Source organism: Undibacterium sp. RuRC25W (genome assembly GCF_049339825.1).
Lineage (GTDB): Bacteria > Pseudomonadota > Gammaproteobacteria > Burkholderiales > Burkholderiaceae_D > Undibacterium.
In genome coordinates this window covers 11,990-28,854 of record NZ_JBMPPD010000044.1, presented here as the reverse complement: position 1 = coordinate 28,854, position 16,865 = coordinate 11,990, and the positions used below count along the sequence as shown (strand labels likewise).

Below are 16,865 nucleotides of genomic sequence, written 5' to 3'. Positions count from 1 at the left end.
AGGCGCAATTCGTTCCCATTGATCATCTCTCAACATCAGTCGCAGCATCGTTTCATTCTTTAAAATCTAGAATGTAAACACACTTCGGGAAAAGTTAACAGCTTTTTATATGTCAACACGCCCTAATTTACCGAAAAATAATATACGTACAAATTCGAATAACAACAATTCAAATTACCTATTTACTTTCTATCCAAAATTGTGAATAGCAACTTAAATTAAATTATCATTAGTTCCTAGCAGAGATAAAAATTACCCAATGTGATCCTTGTCGAGCAATGAACTTTAATCCCAACGCTAATGAACTCATATTCCACATTAAATTTTTTTTAAAAACACTAGTCTTTCAATAAAAAAATATTGTTTTCAATACGGCTATAACGCGAAAAGAATTTAATTAAATAACTATAATTTTTTATACCAAATATCAATAAGAAACATTTTAGTGATGACTCCAACACCCGCGTAATCTTTCCTAAATTTTGAACAGTTCCAGAATTATAGTTTTGCAAAGATTCTTTACTAAAATCTAATAAGCGGGACTTTTCAATTTTTTTCCTAAAGTTACTACTAGCTTCGAAAGGTAGTTTCTGACCATCCTTTTCGCTAAGTGTTCGGTAAATTCTGCGGTGAATGCTAGTGATCGCCACACCATCATCAAAACTGGAATATCTATATGGAATAGTTATAAATTTTTTATATCCATTCTGATGAACAGATGAACGATAGGTATCCGCCATCTGTTTTATAGTATTCGAAAAATAATTCTGTTTTTCAGCGCTCACATGTTTCGCTAAAACTTTTCCGTTAAAATCAAACCCAGAGAAATGAAAAAAAATCAGCCTATCGTCGTTCGCAAAAATACAATCTTCTTTTGAACTGATTTCTCTTTCACCTAAATTCCAATGGGCGACATTAACCCCATAGTTTCGGACGATCTCTAAATCTAATCCAAAAAAAGCAGGTGCATAATCCATCCACTTTTGATCAGTATGGAGACCATCGATATGATCAGCATAACAATATTGCCGCAGTCGCGTGTCCCACCAATCAATAATTGCAGCAGATTTATAAGTACGTCTTATTGCACAGAATCCAAGATTAAAGATACCTTCCCACAAATGCTTATACTCAGGGTAAGGATGGTCGTCAGCGATCCTACAATCGAGTAAATGGGGGGCCAAATAAAGTGTTTTTTCAGGTGTCGACTCAGTAATTACATCCAACCTATCATACAAAAAGGTATCCGGATCCATATAATAAATAAGATCTGTATCTTGTTCCGATTCAAAGAAATGTCGAAATAAAATAGGTTTTACCGAGGTACAATATTCCGTAATGTTGTATTTAAAAGCCAAATCATCAGTTAAAGTTTTACCCAGTATGGCTGGTACGTCGACTAAGGCATATTCGATGTCAGATGTTTTAATAGCATCCAATCCATCAGCCACACAGATAGAAAAACGAGCCTCAGGATGATGTTTTTTTACGGAATCACCCAATGTAATCGCTAAGCTTAGATAATTGCGAGCGGTAATAGTAAATATGTGAATCATGTTACATGCCTTCTATATTTTTAACTAAAGATTATTTTTATTATTGATTTCCCGTGCGGGCACCCCTGCAACGATTGTATAAGGGGGAACGTTACGGGTAACCACAGACCCAGCACCAACGATTGCACCTTCACCAATCTGAACGCCTGGTAAAATAGATACTTTCTCTCCTATCCAAACTTTGTCAGCTATTTTCACTGGTCCTTTGGAAACCAATTGTCTACTTGATGGAGGTAACGCGCATCTGAGTTCAAGCGTATCGCCATGAGAGTGATCAGAGATATAAACGTCGCTTGCAATCAATACGTCATTCCCAATTTCAATACTGTTGATCGCAGCTATATGGACGCGATCGTTAATACTAACGTTCCTTCCAATTCTTACTCTCGGATTAAACTTTGATGCGTTATGCCGATCAAAAACCTCAATTCTCGCATGAAATCCACAGCAAAAATTATCACCAACTTCCAAATATCGAAGCCCGATTAAAGATAACGGTTTTTGGATAAAGAAAGCACGTGGTGTAGAAGGCAAACGCATGACAATGAGTCTACTAAATAAACGCCAATACGCTAAATCAAACAATCGAAACAAAGTAAAAAAACGATCACAGAGAATATACGGTGATATCACTTCAAGACTCCTCAATATCTAACATAGCATTGAAAATATTAAACGCTCCTACTCTGTATATCCGGAAAAGAACGTAATCTCTAAGAAAAAAATGGACTTTTATCCTGTTTGTTCCATAGATCGAATTTTCTGCCAATTGACTTTCTTGAGTGTGAGAATTATTCCAAATGAAATCCACAATTTCCTTAAAAATTGCAGTCAAGGATTCAGATAAGATTTGGTAATACCTAACCAAGTCTGAAGCTGAAATATTCCTAATAATCTTATCGAAAAGATTTTGTAGCAGCTCTTTAATTTTTAAACTGCTCATAAGTGAAATTGAATATTTTGACTTTTTGTAAGAATATTTCTGTAGAAAACACCACAGAGAACAAGGAGGCCCAACGAACAAGTAATGAATAGCTGAGCTAAAGCTCCGACATCAAATTCATTGCATATAATAAAACCAACGCAGATCAAGATAAATAGAAAAAATGGTTCTCTAAGATTTAATAAATACGACAAAAGCTTGATTCTGTATGTTTTAAAAGCCAATCTAATATTATAGGGATGAGAAGTTATCAGCTGTGCGGCCAATAAGGAAAGCGGTACACCAACAAACCCTATCCTTTTAATTATCAACGGCATGCCCAATAAAATCAGTAAAGCAGAACAGATGGTTACTATTACAAACTTAAAATTACCTGTTGCCATTACCGCCGTAGACATTGTATTTTGCTGCCATTCGACAAACATCATAAAAAAATAAACGGCCAAAAATACTGAATCAATTTGCATAGATCGCCCAGTCCACACAGACAATATCAAATGTTGATTTATCCAAATTATGGTGAGTAAAAAAACTGACAATAATCCACTTAATCGCAACGTATTCATCAAAAGGCTGGATGCATCTGATATCGACTTGCGATATTGTGCTGCCAGCTTTGGGGTTGCGACTGTAATCGGCGTATTAGCTACCAAACCAATACCTGCAATAATTTGCAGGTTGAGTCCGTAACTAATCGTATCAGTTGCCGGTAAATTTGCTGCAATTATAAAAGGGGTCGCATTGAACACAAATTGGCCAGGGACTGCGATTGCAATATATCGGATCGCAGCTCCAAGCATCTCCATTACCTTTTGCTTACTTATAGAGTTAAAGTGAATCCTTATTTTCCATTTTACAATTTGTCGCCCTATCGCTAGTCCAATAGACAATAAGGCTCCAAATATCCATGCTGTTGGCATACTGTAAATACCAAAACCAGCTTTCAAGCAGATTACCCCTGTAATTGTTAATACTAAGGAAGATACGATTCGTATTGTTTTTTCTATTGCATTGTCACACATTGCATAGAGCACACCCTGCAAAACATTACCAATCACTCTAAGGTAGACGGCAATGCACAAAATAATGATCAATGGAATATCTGATTCACTTAAAAGAGTGGCTCCAAACTTAGCCAACACTAATGCAATAATCAGTACCGGAGTTGTGATAGCAACCACAGCCGTCAAAAAATTAGTTATTAAGGCTGACGATGCGTTTTTTTCATAATTTATTTGGGCTAATTGATGCGGTAGAACAAGCGTTACCCCTAATTCAAATAACGAAATAAATGGCATTACTGCCATCATTACAAACCACAACTTTAATTCAGACGTAGATAAATAATGAAATGCAATCCTCGATAAAAATACCGCAGAAATAATCTGAACAGCACCAGCCCCAAACGTTACAAAATAGCCCGCGAATCGATTTATCAAGCCTCTAATTTTATTCACTTACATACCTTATTTGTGAAACCATCTGAGTGACATTGACATAATCGAGCAACCATCACCAATGTAGGCTCTGGGCTCTTATAATTATCTTCTTTTATTCTAGAAATCGCATTATTAAGATCAATGATTAAACACTTCATCATCATTCCTCACGTTGAGGCTTGTTCGTACAACCAATCGAAATAAAATAAAAAAATTTGATGAAGCCAAATTTATTTATCAAGACATATGACACGCACTTCGATAATCGATTTATCAACTGGTCCTACCGTAGCTATCTTCAAACCTCACGATATCATCCTCGCCCAAATAGCTTCCCGACTGAACCTCAATAATTTCCAGAGGAATCGCGCCCGGATTTTTTAATCGATGCACTTCGCCGAGAGGAATATAGGTAGATTGGTTCTCAGTGAGCAAAATCACTTTTTCCCCACAAGTAACTTCAGCCGTGCCCTTGACAACAATCCAGTGCTCCGCACGATGATGATGTTTTTGCAGACTTAAGCTGGCACCCGGTTTGACGTTGATTCGTTTGACTTTGAAGCGATCTTCTTCATCGATACTGTCGTACCATCCCCAAGGGCGATGTACTTTTCTATGCAAGTTATGCTCACCTCGGGCAGTCTTCTCCAACATGGCAACAACTTTTTTAACATGCTGGCTCTGACTACGATCAGCCACCAACACAGCATCAGCGGTTTCGACGATCACTAAGTTATCAACACCTACTGCGCTGACTAAGCGGCTGGAAGCGTAGATCAGGCTGTTTGTCGTATCGGCTTGAAATGCGTCGCCTTGCATGACGTTGCCGTTTGCGTCCTGCACACCAACTTGCCAGACGGCATCCCACGCTCCCAGATCATTCCAGCCAGCGGCCAGCGGGACCATGTTAATGGCAGTGTCAGAACCTGGGCATTTTTCCATGACCGCGTAGTCAACGGACTCACTTGGGACGTCCGCGAAAGCAGTTTTGCTAGGACGGATAAATTGCGCATCTGAAGCGCGATCTTGCCAAGCAGATTGCGTTGCAGTGGCGATGTCCGACCGGAACTGCTTTAAGGCTTTCAACCAAGTACTGGCGCGTAGCACGAACATACCGCTGTTCCAGCAATAGTTACCGCTATCAAGATATTGTTGTGCGGTAGCTGCATCTGGTTTTTCAGCGAATTGCGCTACGCTGTATTCACCAAACGTTTTTAAAGCACCTTGGTGCTTGATGTAACCGTAGCCAGTTTCCGGTGCGGTTGGCGTGATACCTAAAATGATGATCGCACCATCCGCAGCAGCGCGGACACTTTGCTGCAAAGCGGAAGTAAAAGCAACTGGATCTGTAATCGTTTGATCTGCTGGGGTGACGACCAAGATCGGATCTTCGCCCTGCTCCACTGCGCGCAATGCAGCAAGAGTCAATGCGGGTGCGGTATTGCGAGCAACAGGCTCCAGCAACAACGTCGCGTTAACAGTTTTTAATTCACGTAATTGGTCTAAGGCCAAAAAGCGGTGCTCTTCGTTGGTGACAACGAGTGTTTCACCAACTTGCACATCGTCGGCAGCAATCGCGTTGACGCGTTCAACTGCTTGTTGGAACAAGCTTGTGGTGCCAGACAAGACCAAAAACTGTTTGGGAAAACCAGAACGCGACAAAGGCCATAGACGTGTACCTGAACCACCACACAAAATCACTGGAGATACTTTTAACATTAACTTCATCCTTCTTGTCTTCTAAGTTTCTTCTTTAGTTGCCGCAGCAACTACTTTTGATTAACTTCTGCCTGCAACATATTGATCAGTGATCGCAGATTCTCATACTCATGCATTTTTCTTTTTAAAAAACGCGCTGTGATTTCGCTTTTTTCTACGATGCCTTTGGGCGTGAGCAAGTAGGCATAGGCAAGCTTATTTGTACTGCCTTGAAAATTCTGCATTTTTAGCCAGCCCTTATCAAGCAATGCTTTGAGGCAATAATTTGCCTTACCCAAACTCACACCGAGCGCAGCGGCGATTTCTCGCTGCGACATGTGCGGGTTGGTGTCTAGCAGGCGCATCACTTCAAGATACGCATCTTCGTCATCAGTTTGTCGGCGATACATGCTTGCTTGAGTCCAATTATCGATCTTTATCCATGCCACTATGCGCCCCAACTAACGTTGGCCGTCGCATTGATAAACCAAACACTCATGTTATCGTTAGACAGACACCGAGCCAATGGCAGCAAAATAAAAAGCGTTCAATGAATGAACGCAAAGTATAGCATTATTCAAATTGCCACAACTTTTTATTCCCAGTCATTATATTGACTGCATGTGACAAGTTGATGAATAGCGATACGACCCCTAACTAGATCTCAGAATATACAACAACGACAAACAACGATTCTTATGGCTGCATGACCTCCTACACGACGCTGAGCAACCGACATAAATCAGTACTCGGCATCATCCTTACGTCACTTCGCCTGCACTTGCTCACTGGTTTTACCAAAGCGGCGCTCTCTTTTTTGAAACGAAGAAATCGCTTCATCTAACGCAGCAACACCAAAATCTGGCCAGAAGGTATCGGTAAAATAAAATTCTGAATAAGCCAATTGCCACAGCAAGAAGTTAGAAACACGCGCCTCGCCACCTGTTCGGATAAGCATATCGGGATCAGGCGCATAGGCCATTGCCAGATGTCCACTTAATTGATCTTCAGTAATATCTTCTTGCTTAACACCGGAAGCAACCAGCTTATTGCAGGCATTCATGATGTCCCAGCGCCCACCATAATTGGCGCAGATAGTCAGGGTTAAGCCTGTGTTGATAGCGGTTTCAGACTCTGCACTGCGCACTAAGTCTTGTAGATCTTTATCGAACTTAGAGAGATCGCCGATCACTTTGAGACGAATATTTTTCTCGCCCATTTTTCTGATTTCACCAATCAGTACTTTTCTAAAAAGCTGCATGAGCAATGAAACTTCGTCGGCTGGACGGCGCCAGTTTTCTGAACTAAAAGCGAACAATGTCAGGTATTCGATACCACGATCGACGCAGGCTTGAACCACCTTATTAACTGTTTTAACCCCTTTGGCATGCCCGGCAAACCGTGGCAAAAAACGCTTTGTTGCCCACCGGCCATTGCCATCCATAATGATCGCGATATGACGCGGCATACCGTTATTGTTGGCAGTTGTCAGTGTGGTGTTATTTTTACTCATATTCTCGTTATCTTCTTCTTTACCTGCCGCAACTAGAGGGAGTTTATTGGTGTCACATGCACTTTTATTCATGTCCCTGATAACTGAGCTGATACAACTGATGACCATGCACGTTTTTGCACGGCTTCACATTTTATAATTAAAACAACCCATTGGAAATGCATTTAGTTAAATTTTTTACAATTTTCATAAAAATAAGTGTGCCGCTTTGTAAAATTCATACGAATACAACGCCTTATTTTGGCGCATTTTTGTGCGGTTTCTATCAAATGTTACTGTTAAGGCAAATGAACAAGCCTAAGCTGTTGCATCCATAGCGCAAAAGCACGCTATTCGCTTAGTGGGCATCATCCGATAGATGCAAAACTGACATGAGTCCGCTATCACGCCTGGTTCTGACAGACAACGCTTTGTGCCAGATCTGGTTGACTGGACTAATAAGACTAAATTGATTCCGGGCACGGGTAATACCAGTATAAATGAGCTCACGCGTAAGAACCGGAGACATTTCTTGCGGCAGCACCAAGGCAGTATGCGAAAATTCTGATCCCTGTGATTTATGGACCGTCATTGCGTAGGCTGTTTCAACATATCTCAATCTGGATGCCAACATGCTGCGCAGCTTGTTCCCATCCAAAAAATAAACACGCGTTGGCTTGTTGCGGTGAACATCAGGCAAAGCCAAACCGATGTCTCCGTTAAAGACATTATTGTTGTAATCGTTGCGGGTTACCATCACCGGACGTCCAATGTACCAATCGCTGTCACGTTTGATTAATCCTCTTGCCTGCAATCCGTGCTCAATTGCCGCATTCAAACTATGTACGCCCCACTCACCCTCTTTCACTGCACATAAAAGACGGAACTGATCAAAAGCGAGTAACACGGACATGACCCATTGGTTAAATGTCTCTTCAAGCTCGACAGACCGCTCAGTATGAAGTTCAGAAGCTTGTTCGCGGATTTGCTCTGGAATTTGTTGGATTAATTCTAGGTAGGCACGATATCCCCCTTTGGCTCCAACTCTTCCTTCATAAGCAAGCGCTAATAACTGAGATTGCTTTGCATGTCCTATCCAATTCAGAACCTCTTTGTCAAATTCAAAACAAGCATTCGCCTCCTCAACATTACCATTATTTACAGCAGCAGCAAGAGCACCAATGGCGCCACTAAACCGACGACTCTTACGCAACATCACGGTTTGCTGTGCGATAGTTCCCCTATCTCCAGAAAAATGAGAAGCAATAGCCTGACCTGTGGCTTGTTGAATATAGGCAGTCGTCTCTGAGGTATAACCACCAGTCTCAGCGTTGCCGCATAGATCACCGAGTACCGAACCAGCTTCAACAGAAGCCAGTTGGTCCTTATCTCCCAATAGGACCAGTACTGTAGTTTGTGGTAGCGCATCTAAAAGAGATGCCATCATTTCCAAGTGAATCATCGATGCCTCATCAACAATCAACACATCGATATCCAACTGATTGCCCGCATGGTGACGGAAGCTGCGGGTATCTGGGCGGGCGCCGAGCAAGCTATGCAAGGTTCGAGCCGCGCCGATACGGGAACTCATCTCTTTCATCGGCAGTGAACTACCCAGTTTTTGTGCCAACTCGTTAAGTGCATTGTCTAATGATTGCTTTAACCTAGCTGCAGCTTTACCCGTTGGTGCGGCAAGAGCAATCCGTAACCGATCAGGATGAGCGCTCAGCGCAAGAATCAACGCGATTAAGCGTGCGACCGTGTAGGTTTTACCAGTACCAGGACCACCAGTAATAATAGAAAAATGACTACGAACTGCAATAGCACAAGCAACTTTTTGCCAGTCGGTCTCTGCGTCAATATCAGCCGTCGAGCGTTGATTGCTATTACTTAAAAAGTCGCCTGACAAATCAAATAACACATCAACCCAACGACGCACATCACCCGCAATGACGTTGATATGTTGCGCAGCTCTCCCCCTTACTGCATCGGCGATCAGCACTTCATCTTTCCAATAGCGCCGCAAATATAAACGACTATCTTGCAGTACTAATAGCTGTCGTTGATCTTCATTGACCACAGGTGCAAACAAATCAACCCTCATCTCACCAACACGGTTTGTGGCGACATAAATATGCTCACTGACGCTCAGTGCGGCTAACCAGCCGTCTTTTGTCTTCGGAAAAGAAAAGTCAGCACTCAGCTGTTGCCACACCGACACTTCCCACTCAAGAAGTGCACATGGCTCTTGCGCAAACAAATTGAGGTCAAGGCAAATATGTCCGCGAGCCTCAAGCTCTGTCAGCACTGCTGCACAGAAAACCTGATGCACGTTACTCATCCCAAGATCCATCAAAAATCGCGCAAAAGCTAGCGCGATTCGACGCAATTTTTTTTGCTCGACGAGCAACTCGAGCGAAACGATAAGTTCAGCGCAGGTACTCATTTTTCACCCTCTTCTTGCACTGCAACTTGCGCATGGTTTTCATGAGAATATCCGTCAACGGTGACATCCTGATTTCGTATCAGTTGATCCATCTTTTCTAAAAAGGTACCGTTTGCAGGAAGATGATAACAACCATGCGTAGTTTGATTGGCGAGTCCACGCAAGAATAAGAATACAGTACCGCCGATATGTTCATCGGGGTCGTATCTTGCACCTAAGCGGGATTGCAGTAAACGATGAAGCGCCAGCATATATATCGCGCCTTGCACATCATAGCGATGCGCAGCCATCGCAGAGACCAGCGCCGCCTCATGATAGCCAGAATCATCCGTCGCGACTGAGTTCGACTTATAGTCTAGCACCCAGTATTTACCTTCATGTTCAAAAACCAGATCAGCAAATCCCATTAGTAATCCATGGAGCATCTTCTGGCTTAAGGTTTGTCTACTAATACCATTCAAAAAATAGGATTGACAGAGAGCATCAAGCTCCTTGACGGGGGTCGATGCTGTCGGTAACCAAAATTCCATTTCTGGTATCAGATGATCAATCTCCGTCAACGCTATGCCAACTGGCAACAGCGCCGTGGAGACAATCTGCACCATCCATTCAACAATATCATCGAGATGATGTTCCCATCCTGCGCGCGTACACCGCTTGCGTAAGCGCTCAGCAAAGTTGCGCTCTGTCACAATATGAAAACCCTCGTTAGCCATCCACTCTAATTGTTCGTGCAAAAATTGCCCAGCAATGGCACCACGTGGAAAGCGATGCCACGCAGCATTCTGCGATGGACTAACAGGCTCGATTTCATCATCTTCAAACAGTTTATTATCTTTCAGTCTAGCAACTGAAAAGGTTTGATTCAGGTTTCTGACGATAGAAGAAAAACTTGTCACAGACCAATATCGATCAAACTTACCTTCATACGCCGACAGTGCAACGGGCTCGAGATCCTGCTTTGTTTCAATGTATCTAGTACAAGCAGCCTCATCCTCCAAAAAAACCGTTTCGATGGCATCGCAATTCCCCGATAGCATCGTCAATGCCCCAGACAACGGTGACTCGTTTAGCATCATGCCGCCATTGAGCAAATAACCAAAGGCTGACTCGTGCAAGCTCTTAGAATGCGCGGAAACACCTAGCCATAGGCCATGCGAAGCTCTGGTCAATGCGACATAAAATAAGCGCAATTCCTCTTCTAATCGCGCGGCATCAGCCGCTTTCATGGCCTGTTCAGACAAGGTCATGTCAATCACTGGATTACCGTTGGCCTCTGTATATTTGAAAAACAGCTGCTGCCGACGTTGGGTTACCCTTGCTGAACTCGCAAACGGTAAAAACACCAGCGGATATTCAAGCCCCTTCGACTTGTGAATAGTAATCACTTTAACCAAGTCGGCATCACTCTCAAGTCGTAGTATGTGCTCATCGCTATTATTATCGTCGTCTGCAATATGTTCAGCGAACCAACGAATCAAAGCACGTTCACCGTCGATTTGTCCACTCGCATTTTCTAACAACTCTGCCAGATGTAAGACGTTGGTTAATCGTCGTTCACCACCGACGGTTTGCAAGAGTTTTTCTGGTAATGCCAGATCAAAAATAAAGCGCCGAATTGCCGCCAAAATCCCCTGTCGTTGCCAGATGATATGCCACTCTTTCAATTGCTCCAGACGAGACTCCCAGGCTAGATCATCGGATACCAGATCGACTAATTGTTTGAGACTGAGCATCGCTGTGTTGGTCGCGAAAGCAGCTCTCCCTAATTCAGTATCCATCGGATCAACGAAAGCTTGCAGCCATCGCAGCATATCCTCTGCTTCTTCGCTCTGTAGGACTGAGTCTTTATCGGAAAGATACACACTAGCCACGAGGCGTTTTTGCAATGCCCTACGTATTGCTGCTGCTTCATTTCGATCTTTGACCAGAATGGCGATATCGGCTGGCTTTAGTCTTTGAAAAGCCCCAGCAGCCATAAACCCTGCCTGCTCCGAATTTAATTGCTCAACGATATATTGTGCACAATGCTCGGCAAAAAAGTGTTGCGCGTCTTCTTTGTTTGATTGCTCGTTATCTGCGTACAAAAAATGTAGCGACTTAGCCGTCTGAGCTGATTGTGTTTTTGTATCGAACTCAACAAATCGAGAATCCAGCCCATGGGCCCGAACCGGCTCAAATGGAACCGGATTTTCATCCACTGTCCGAAATTGAAATGCCCCCGCTGAATGCGACAGATAGCCAGACTCGGTTTCAGCAAACATAAAAATCTGATTGACAGCCTTAACCAAGTCGATGGTTGAGCGATAATTTGTTCCTAGAAGATAATGACGTCCCTCCGTGGCTTTGCGTGCCGCCAGATAGCTATAAATATCAGCACCACGAAATCCGTAAATAGATTGTTTAGGATCGCCGATCAAAAAAAGTCCAATATCATCACGATTTTCATCAACCCGATAAATGGCATCAAAAATAGCATATTGGTCTGGTGATGTGTCCTGAAACTCATCAACCATTGCGATGGGATATTGCGTTAAGACTCGCTCACGCATAGCAACACGATTCCCCCCCGTCAATGCCTGTTTAAGCCGAGATAACAGATCATTAAACCCGAACTGCTTTTGTTGCGACTTAAGCAGCTCAATCCGAGAAGATACGGATGTAACTGCGTGACGGTACAAGGTATGCGCAATCGGCTCTATTTTTTCGAGAGCAAGCTGCAAAGACGGAAATCGCTCGAAGATCTCGGGGACCGATATCTCATACCCTTTATTGCATGCGGCCATCAACGCTGTTGGATTGAGTTTTTCTGCAATTTTCGCAAAATCATCTGGCCAGATTAAGTGCGGGTCGAGTGCCCAATTTTTTAAAGATGCCAGCCATTTTTGTAAGCTTGCGGATCTTAGCTTGTTGCCGTTAAATTGTTTTGGTGTATTCTCTTGCTGGACCTTAAACCACATTGCCATCTGATCAGCGACTTCTAACCATTCTGCTTTGAGTGGATGCAGCAATGTGACCTGTTCAGTCAATACCTGCGGGATGAGCGCAGACAATGTGATGGATGAGTCAGTGGTGACTAAATTGGCATGAGGGAGTAATTTTCTGATTGCTATTTGTAACGCATCTGCATCTTTCCAAGAATCCGTCACGATTTGTAAGGCCTGGCCATTCAGCGGGTAAACTTGTTGCCGCCAATAATCACGGACGGCATCTTCTAAGATCACAGACTCATTACTAAGTAGCTCTTCATCAAATAAACAGCCGCTATCAAACGCATGCTCCCGCAGCATTCTCTGACACCACGCATCAATGGTAAAGATGGCTGCCTCGTCCATTGCATCAGCCGCATTACTGAGTTGATAAGCAGCTTGCTGACGTTGCTGAATGTTCGAATAATCCTTGAGTAGATCATTTAAAAATGGATCATTGGTAGGCGGCGCATTCGATTCCTGCGAACGGAAATACGCTGCCGCCTGTGAAAGCCGCTGACGAATCCTATCCGTTAATTCTCTGGTCGCTGCCCGCGTAAAGGTCATGACTAAAATTTCGGAGGGATGCAAACTTCGGACAAATGCATTATCGTCACCGTGCCCAAGAACAAGACGCAAATAAAGAGCTGCGATTGTCCATGTCTTACCTGTTCCCGCACTCGCCTCAATCAAACGCGAGCCATGTAAAGGAAATGATATGGGATGAAGGGTCTCACTCATACTGCGACTCCTATATCTGAAGTCATATTATGGGACGATGTAAGAGGAATTTTTTGCAACTCTCTTGACCAGTCAAATAACGGTTTATATAAAGATATCGTACTAGATTCCCATTCTGGATGACCACTAAGTTGGGAATAATCAGACCATACGCGGGACAGATAAGTATTCTCCCTCTCACCTGACAGATTGAAATTTCCATCATAGACTTGCTGTGGATTTTTATCAGCGATGAGCGCCAGCGCTGTTTTGCATGCGCATGGGTAAAGATGATCAAGTCCTTTTTTCCACAATTCGATCAAGCATGCCAGTGTTTTTGTTGCCTCTGCTGTATTAATGGAAGGCATTTTTATGATGGCATCACGAGCGACCAAATAAACCGTCATTGTCTGACCAGCCTGTGAAGCCGCAAGTTGTCTTAGCCACGCATCAATTAATTTTTCTGCGCGAATATCCCCTTTAGAATCTAATATCTTGCTCGCAGTTTGTAGCAGGCAACTAGTCTCAAGATAATGATCTTTCACCGTACCATCATGACGCAGATTGTCCAGCCAGTCTGCCAAAATAATACCTTGATGCTCAAACTGAAATGCTAACTTCTCGGCTTCGACAGGAAATTGCTGTTGCAGCGCAAGGTAGGATTCGAAAACTGGTGTCAGTTCTGCGACCAGTTTTTCTTGAAAATGACGTCCTGTCAGTCCGATTGGGAGTACGCCCTCCCTCTTTAAAGCTTGCGCTTTCGTTCGTAAGTGTGCTGGGACGTCGATGATTTTTTCATCTATAGTGCTACTAAGCAGCAGGCGTTCAGCCAATTTATATTCACTCAATGCATCAATCGTAAAAGGCTCCTCATCATCGCCAGTGAGTTGCTCAGATCTGAAATTGACACCCAATCGTTTTTGAAAAAAATAAGCGACTGGCTGTCGAACAAATCTTCCCAACTCACTCAGCTTTAAACGAAAGTCTGGCTCAATATCGAAGGGGAAAATAGCCTCGTCAACGATTGAACTTGTCATCGTATCAGCATTGTCATTACCATTTTTTATCGTATTTTTTCGGTGCTGCTTTGGTAGCTCAGCAATAACACCGTGCGCCGCAGCCCACTCCGTTGCGTAGGTTAACTGACGCAACGGTGAAGCGTAAAAATAACTTGCACTAAATGGTTGAAGCGGATGTTCTGTTGTGTACTGAGATAAGTCAAGGTTCCAGCCCTCTCGCAAATAATCTTGTAACTGCGAGATCAAGACGGATGGAGGCTGTTCTGAATTATCGCGAATATTCCGTCCGACCCAGCTGACATACAGTTTGTCGCGAGCCGACAACAGGGCTTCGAGCATTAAGTAACGATCATCATCACGACGCGAGCGATCGCCAGGCCTCGCCATTCCCGGAAGCGTCAACAAATCAAAGTCCACCTTATTTGCTCTTCGAGGGAAATCACCCTCATTCATTCCGAGTAAGCAAACAACTCTATAAGGCAAAGCACGCATAGGCATGAACGTGCAAAAAGTCACGCCGCCAGAGATAAAACGCTGATTCAGACTGCTCTCGTCCAAACTGCCTAACCAGGCTTCCCGAAACACAGCTAAAGAAACAGGCTCCTCAAAATGCGCTTGCTCACAAAGCTCAGTCCAAGTCGCTAAACTTTCGTTGAGGCGTGCCAGCAAAATACGATCATTCTCCGTACGAGCAGAAAAAAAAGCCTTCATAAACCGGCGCCCCACCTCTGTCCACTGATCCGGTAGCAATGATGATAATAGATGCGATCTCCACGAAATTAATCGCGTAATAAATTCAGCTAATGCCCCAGCCAATTCGGCATCGAGACCACTGACTTCAGGATAGGGTTCAATTCCCTGATACTCACTCGATGCACCTACAGCATACCCAAGTAGTATTCGCCGAACACCAAATAGCCATGAATTTTGCTCGCCTGCTGCACCTAATCCAAGATCGTTCCGGTGCTGCTGATCTAATCCCCAACGAATTCCTGCGCCTTGTATCCAGTGTTTTAGCGTGGGCAAATCATTCTCATCCAAACCAAAACATGATGCCAAAGCGGGAACATCCAAGAGATCACAGATTTCACTCTGCAAACACCGTTGTTGCGGTAGGCGCAATAGCCAATCTATGGCTAATAACAGAGGATTATTTTTCCGATCAGACGCATCAGCAATCTCAAAAGGAATAAAACGTGCATCGTGGCGTTTATATTGTCCAAATACAGCACTGATCGACGCAGAAAACGATACGATATCAGGCACCATCACCACGATTTCTTGGGGTTGCAGTTGTTTACCCTCTTTGTTTGCTAAAAGAGTTAGTAAGCGATCATGCAATACTTCAACTTCACGCTGAGGGCTGTGTGCAACATGAAACTCGATAGATCGATCTTCAGACGTAATTTGTTTTCCTGAATGCTCACTCAGCGGCAATAAATCACGTATCGCATTTTGAACCTGCCCCAGTAAATAAGGACTTTGGCCATCAGTAAAAAGATCGAGTTTAAGGCTAGAGAAACTGGCACGGGTCTGTTCCTCTTGGTCAAACTCATCTAGCATTCGTATAAAATCTCGACCTAGCTTCCCCCAACTAGCGAGCAACGGGTTGCTGTGCGCATGCAGCTCCGCCAATGGTACTGAGGATAAATCAATGCCGCGTCGATTTTTATGGCGCTTGTGCTGCGATCGTAATAAGTCTCGGCCATCAATAATATCCCCCCAATAAAATTGACAAGGATTCGGTACTGCCAATATGATCTGCGTATAGTTAGCGAGAGCTGACAGGGCCTCCAGAGTCTGCCTAGGCAACGCCGAAACACCAAACAAAATGACACGACGAGGCAGCTGAGATTGAGGTTCGGCTCCACTTTCTATCGCATCAATGAACCGTTGATGAACGTTGACCCGACCAAGCTGTCTTTCTTGTTCAGGAATATCCTGCAAAATAGCACGCCATAATTTTGCCTGCCACAACTGATCATTTGATAAGTCAAGTGCGTCACCACATGCGCGGCTAAGAGAATTTTTACCCTGACTCCAATCCAGTAACCAATCCGAACGATACATCTGATACAAGTCGATCAGATCCGCCAGCCGAGCAGCTAATTGCAAACGACGTTCGGGATCACCATTGGAAAGATAATTTTTTAATGGCAAAAAAACAGGATCATCAAGCAACTCTGGTAACAAACGCATTAAACGCCATGTGAGCGGCGACTTATCAAGAAAAGAGCTTGATGGAATCTGGCTCCGTCCTAACATGCTCCTGTAAACAGTCCACAAGAACCGTCCCGGTAATTCGATACGATTTGCGGCACAGATACCGAGGTTATCAGCTAAACTTATTTTTAACCATTCCGCTACGCCATTTGACTGTACAAGGAAAATGTCTTTTTCTAACGGGTGTAGAGGATACTGAGAAATCCACGTAAATACTGCGGACTGTAGCTCCTCTAACTGGTTGCCGTGCAAAATAATCAGACCTGGCTTGATAACTGGCGACATAGGTGCCCTTAGAAAATCGACTTCTTGTCATATGAAGTAAAACAGACCTAGTTCCACACGTAGGCTATGAGCAAA

General features: G+C 43.5%; 9 protein-coding genes. All 9 read right to left on the bottom strand.

Going from position 1 to position 16,865, the window contains the following annotated elements:
- Positions 1 to 338: 338 nt before the first annotated feature.
- Positions 339 to 1,556: a hypothetical protein gene (locus ACO0KV_RS16565; RefSeq protein ID WP_423043982.1), complete on the bottom strand. Its 1,218-nt coding sequence runs from the start codon at positions 1,554 to 1,556 to the stop codon at positions 339 to 341.
- Between the two features lie 24 nt (positions 1,557 to 1,580).
- Positions 1,581 to 2,096, bottom strand: coding sequence for a DapH/DapD/GlmU-related protein (locus ACO0KV_RS16560; protein ID WP_423043980.1), 516 nt, complete (start codon positions 2,094 to 2,096; stop codon positions 1,581 to 1,583).
- Between the two features lie 399 nt (positions 2,097 to 2,495).
- On the bottom strand, positions 2,496 to 3,956 hold the full coding sequence (locus ACO0KV_RS16555) for a lipopolysaccharide biosynthesis protein (protein ID WP_423043978.1): 1,461 nt from the start codon (positions 3,954 to 3,956) through the stop codon (positions 2,496 to 2,498).
- A gap of 255 nt (positions 3,957 to 4,211) precedes the next feature.
- Positions 4,212 to 5,657: a mannose-1-phosphate guanylyltransferase/mannose-6-phosphate isomerase gene (locus ACO0KV_RS16550; protein WP_423043976.1), complete on the bottom strand. Its 1,446-nt coding sequence runs from the start codon at positions 5,655 to 5,657 to the stop codon at positions 4,212 to 4,214.
- Positions 5,658 to 5,707: 50 nt separating this feature from the next.
- Complete coding sequence (locus tag ACO0KV_RS16545; protein WP_423043975.1) at positions 5,708 to 6,046, bottom strand: MarR family EPS-associated transcriptional regulator; 339 nt, start codon at positions 6,044 to 6,046, stop codon at positions 5,708 to 5,710.
- A 356-nt stretch (positions 6,047 to 6,402) separates the two neighbouring features.
- Positions 6,403 to 7,149 carry an isoprenyl transferase gene (locus ACO0KV_RS16540; RefSeq protein WP_423043986.1) on the bottom strand — a complete coding sequence of 249 codons (747 nt, stop codon included), beginning with the start codon at positions 7,147 to 7,149 and terminating at the stop codon, positions 6,403 to 6,405.
- A gap of 337 nt (positions 7,150 to 7,486) precedes the next feature.
- On the bottom strand, positions 7,487 to 9,574 hold the full coding sequence (gene recD / locus ACO0KV_RS16535; protein WP_423043973.1) for an exodeoxyribonuclease V subunit alpha: 2,088 nt from the start codon (positions 9,572 to 9,574) through the stop codon (positions 7,487 to 7,489).
- Complete coding sequence (gene recB, locus ACO0KV_RS16530) at positions 9,571 to 13,284, bottom strand: exodeoxyribonuclease V subunit beta (RefSeq protein WP_423043971.1); 3,714 nt, start codon at positions 13,282 to 13,284, stop codon at positions 9,571 to 9,573. Before recB ends, recD begins: the two co-directional genes overlap by 4 nt.
- Positions 13,281 to 16,790 carry an exodeoxyribonuclease V subunit gamma gene (gene recC, locus ACO0KV_RS16525; RefSeq protein ID WP_423043969.1) on the bottom strand — a complete coding sequence of 1,170 codons (3,510 nt, stop codon included), beginning with the start codon at positions 16,788 to 16,790 and terminating at the stop codon, positions 13,281 to 13,283. The genes recB and recC overlap by 4 nt, the downstream gene beginning before the upstream one ends.
- Between the last annotated feature and the right edge of the window lie 75 nt (positions 16,791 to 16,865).

Coding starts and splice junctions, on each gene's coding strand:
- ACO0KV_RS16565 (WP_423043982.1), bottom strand. CDS start 1,556: ATGATTCACATATTTACTATTACCGCTCGCAATTATCTAAGCTTAGCG.
- ACO0KV_RS16560 (WP_423043980.1), bottom strand. CDS start 2,096: ATGCGTTTGCCTTCTACACCACGTGCTTTCTTTATCCAAAAACCGTTA.
- ACO0KV_RS16550 (WP_423043976.1), bottom strand. CDS start 5,657: ATGTTAAAAGTATCTCCAGTGATTTTGTGTGGTGGTTCAGGTACACGT.
- ACO0KV_RS16545 (WP_423043975.1), bottom strand. CDS start 6,046: ATGTATCGCCGACAAACTGATGACGAAGATGCGTATCTTGAAGTGATG.
- ACO0KV_RS16540 (WP_423043986.1), bottom strand. CDS start 7,149: ATGAGTAAAAATAACACCACACTGACAACTGCCAACAATAACGGTATG.
- recD (WP_423043973.1), bottom strand. CDS start 9,574: ATGAGTACCTGCGCTGAACTTATCGTTTCGCTCGAGTTGCTCGTCGAG.
- recB (WP_423043971.1), bottom strand. CDS start 13,284: ATGAGTGAGACCCTTCATCCCATATCATTTCCTTTACATGGCTCGCGT.
- recC (WP_423043969.1), bottom strand. CDS start 16,790: ATGTCGCCAGTTATCAAGCCAGGTCTGATTATTTTGCACGGCAACCAG.